The 3,529-nt window shown below is 54.8% G+C and carries 2 protein-coding genes and 1 pseudogene; all 3 read left to right on the top strand.

The features are described 5' to 3' along the window. Window positions 1-331: 331 nt before the first annotated feature. Window positions 332-471: pseudogene (locus tag BSG20_RS36180) on the top strand (IS5/IS1182 family transposase); the annotation flags it as partial. Then, window positions 461-802, top strand: a complete 342-nt coding sequence (locus BSG20_RS34855) for a hypothetical protein (RefSeq protein WP_072382334.1) — start codon at window positions 461-463, stop codon at window positions 800-802. The pseudogene BSG20_RS36180 and the gene BSG20_RS34855, both read left to right, overlap by 11 nt. Window positions 803-1,353: 551 nt before the next feature. Continuing rightward, window positions 1,354-3,075 carry a type IV secretion system ATPase VirD4 gene (gene virD4, locus BSG20_RS34850; RefSeq protein ID WP_072382336.1) on the top strand — a complete coding sequence of 574 codons (1,722 nt, stop codon included), beginning with the start codon at window positions 1,354-1,356 and terminating at the stop codon, window positions 3,073-3,075. The last annotated feature ends 454 nt before the right edge of the window (window positions 3,076-3,529 follow it).

Raw genomic sequence — 3,529 nt, 5'->3', positions numbered from 1 at the left:
AGCCACACCGCATGGCTTCAAAGCGGCCACCAAGCGGAACCCAAACGCGCTGCAAGCACAAGAAAACCAGCCGTTTATGGACGGAAACTAGTCTATTTCATCAGTTCGAGCGGCTTAGCGCCCAGGCACCGTACCCTATCGCCGATGCTGCTGCGAGCGGCTGTCCCGTAGCCTTTCGTGCTCGGCAAGTCGAGGGGAACCCTCGACGTCTGACAAGCCGCCGATCACGAGCCCCCACTCCATAGCGTTGCGAACCGCATGAGCTACTCAAGCCAACGATACGCCGGGTAGGCGCGCCGGCATAGCCGCTAGCAGGCTGTTGAAAAAGGCCCTGATGGAAAATCGCCATGGCCTGCTGGTCGATGCCTGCCTGACTGAGGCCAGCGGATATGTGCCGAACGGGTCGCGGCGCTTACCATGATCGAACCCTTCGCCGACCGGGCACAAGCGGTCACGCTGGGTGCCGACAGGGGACTGCCGCCTGATTGGCCGCCGGCGGATCGTCGAGGCCGATCTATGGGATCGGGATTATCTCGACCTGGTTGAGCCCGCCACAATTACCATCGGGGCCAATGGACATGGCGAAATCGCCTTCGGTGCGATGCAAGCGAGCCTCGATCTCGGCTACAGCCCGTCCATGGTCTTCTTCCGATGGGCCGGATGCGACGAAATGGACGAAGTCTCGGGCGACGGTCATGCCGAGTTACTCTATGATGGCGCGATCGAGATCACTTTCGCATACGACAACGGAGACGAGGCCATCCTGAAGGCCAAACCAGAGACTTCTTCAACAGCCTGCTAGAGTTCGTATTCGAACATAGGATGTATTTGCCACCTTCACCACTATAGCCCTAACGGGCGCGCTCTTGAATCTCCTTAGGCAGAATAAGCAGCTGCGTTGACAAGTGACTCGACGGCGCTCTTCATTTTCCCGTTCACGGGTCTCCATTTCCTTTCGTAAGGCCGACAGGAGTGCGAAGCCGCGGACCGCTGTCCACGTCTGCTTTCTTGATCCGTGCCTTCGAACGAGGGTGGGCAGCGATCTCGTCGTCCCACATAAATCCGCTCCTTCGTCACGAGTTGGAGCCTCCCGCGAGCCCGGTTCAGCCATCCAGTTTGGTTGCAGACATATTTCAGTTGATTTAACCTGTAACAATAATACCTTTCTTATTTCTTGATTAGAATTGCTTTAGCGCGTAGCGGTTCTGCGCGGCTTGATATTTCCCATATGGGCAGGCCCGAAAATTTCCCTCTCTTGAGGTGCGGCCGCCATCCGGTGGCAAATCGCCTGATGTGCGTTCGATGTATTGGAGAGCTTACCATTTTAGCATCGAACGAATCTATGATGGACTGATGATGTCAAACAAAACAAAGCTCCTAAATATAGCCCTGAGCATGCTGTGTTCACTGGCCGCAGGTTTTTGTGCGGCAAGTGTGTGCTCAACATTTCGCTACGGGTTTAGCGTTCATGCTTTGATGACGTTCGACATATTCGCTTTTTGGTACAAGACGCCGTTCTATCTTGGCTACACAACCCTCTTCTTCTATCAGGGTTTGGCTGTCGTCATTTCAACGTCGGGAATCGTTCTACTAGCTCAGCAAATCTTATTTCAACGCAAGCACGACCATCACGGTACGGCGCGTTGGGCTCACGTGGGTGAGATGCGACGGGCGGGTTATTTTCAGCGGTACGATTGCATCAGTGGTCCAGTGTTTGGAAAGATTGGGGGCCCATGTTGGTCTGACTATTATCTGACCAATGCCGAGCAGCCTCATAGCCTTATCGTTGCCCCGACCCGCGCGGGAAAGGGCGTGGGCGTTGTCATCCCAACGCTACTGACGTTCAAGGGCTCAGTAATAGCCCTCGACGTCAAAGGCGAGCTGTTTGAGCTCACGTCCAGGGCGCGCAAAACCGGTGGCGACAGTGTGTTCAAATTCGCACCGCTGGACCCGGAACGACGGACGAGCTGTTATAATCCTCTATTAGATATCACAGCGTTGTCTTCAGAGCGGCAGTTCACCGAAGCGCGTCGCCTGGCGGCAAATCTCATTACGGCCAAGGGACAGGGCGCGGAAGGTTTCATCAACGGCGCACGGGATCTATTTGTCGCCGGCATTCTTACTTGTATCGAGCGCGGTACGCCAACAATTGGAGCTGTTTATGACCTCTTTGCTCAACCAGGGGAGAAATATAAGCTCTTCGCGCGCCTCGCGGAGGAGACTCAGAACAAAGAGGCTCAGCGGGTTTTCAACGATATGGCGGGCAACGATACAAAAATCCTCACCTCCTACACCTCTGTGCTAGGTGACGGCGGCCTCAACTTATGGGCGGACCCCCTGGTTAAAGCGGCGACGAGTCGTTCTGATTTCTCAATCTATGATCTCCGCCGTCGGAGGACTTGCCTTTATCTTTGCGTTAGCCCAAACGATCTAGAGGTTATCGCACCACTTATGCGCCTCCTCTTCCAGCAGATCGTTTCAATTTTGCAACGCTCACTGCCAGGTAAGGACGAGAAGCACGAGGTGCTATTCCTGCTCGATGAATTCAAGCACCTGGGCAAACTCGAGACGATTGAGACGGCAATCACGACGATCGCTGGCTACAGGGGCCGCTTTATGTTCATTATCCAAAGCCTCTCAGCGTTGTCGGGAACGTACGACGAGGCCGGCAAGCAAAACTTCCTGAGCAATACGGGCATGCAAGTTTTCATGGCAACTGCCGATGACGAGACGCCGCTCTATATTTCGAAAGCGATCGGTGAATATACATTTGTAGCGCGCTCCACTTCCTATGGCCAAGGCGGGATGTTCGATCGCAATATTCAAAATTCAGACCAAGGTGCACCCCTATTACGGCCCGAACAGGTGCGGCTGCTGGATGACAACAGCCAGATCGTTCTCATAAAGGGTCACCCACCATTGAAGCTGAGAAAAGTCCGCTATTATTCCGATCGTGCACTGAAGCGCATCTTCGAGAACCAGACGGGCGCCCTTCCCGAGCCTGCACCGTTGATGATCGCAGAAGAAGGCACGTCATCAACGTCGCCCCCTCAGCAGACGCAACGGCAGGAGTAGATGCTTTGCAAACTACCGTGGAATGAACAGTCTATTCTTCTTCATCTTGCGAAGGGCCGATCTCATCAGTTGAAGATTGAAATGTCCGCCGATGTGCCTGAGGATCGGCTTGCCTTACCGACCAATCTTCGGACACGGGCATCGATAAATTGGTGCCCGCCGCTTGATTCATGCCCACCAAGAGCTTTACACTAAGTCGTCCGATATCGATCGCTCTTCGCGCCGCGGTTTCCGCTCCATGATCTGGTGCCTTCCCGGTCGCCGTTCCGCTTCTTCAAGCCGCACCGGGCGCTCATCATCCGCCCATCTCAAAATGAATTTTCGAGAGTGAACGTCCGGCGAGCGGATTTTGCTGAACGAGCCAATTGAGCGATGTTCTGGGATTAGAACCGTGAGCGATGGGGTGGACGCTCCCACTCAACGGTCCCGGTAGGGACGATGGTTGCCCATCGCC

The sequence above is a fragment of the Rhizobium tibeticum genome, assembly GCF_900110205.1.
In the GTDB taxonomy this organism is placed as follows: Bacteria; Pseudomonadota; Alphaproteobacteria; order Rhizobiales; family Rhizobiaceae; genus Rhizobium; species Rhizobium tibeticum.
Note: the sequence above shows the minus strand (reverse complement) of the source record. Positions and strands in the feature narration are given on the sequence as shown.

Bases quoted from the DNA above. Each gene is read 5' to 3' on its own strand.
- virD4 (WP_072382336.1), top strand. From the start codon at position 1,354: ATGATGTCAAACAAAACAAAGCTCCTAAATATAGCCCTGAGCATGCTG.